This window comes from Variovorax sp. AC103, from assembly GCF_979254005.1.
In genome coordinates, this window is the sequence record NZ_CEEDFC010000081.1 from 1 (window position 1) to 255 (window position 255).

Sequence of the window (255 nt, forward strand, 5' to 3'; positions counted from 1 at the left end):
TTCGCGGTCCTGTTCCTCGATGCGCACCACACGCTGCTGGCCTTCGAGGATCTGTTCCGGGGCACGCTCACGCAGGCCGGGGTCTATCCCCGCGAGGTGCTCAAGCGCGCGCTGCAGCACAACGCGGCGGCCGTGATCCTGGCGCACAACCATCCGTCGGGCGAGGTCGAGCCGTCGTCGGCAGACCAGCTGCTGACGAATGCGCTGAAGGAAGCGCTGGCGTACATCGACGTGCGGGTGCTGGACCACTTCGTG

1 protein-coding gene is annotated in these 255 nt (G+C 67.5%); it reads left to right on the top strand.

The window, feature by feature from the left end:
• The coding region (locus AC0IYU_RS34875) for a JAB domain-containing protein (protein ID WP_472126981.1) at positions 1 to 255 on the top strand (255 nt) is incomplete at both ends.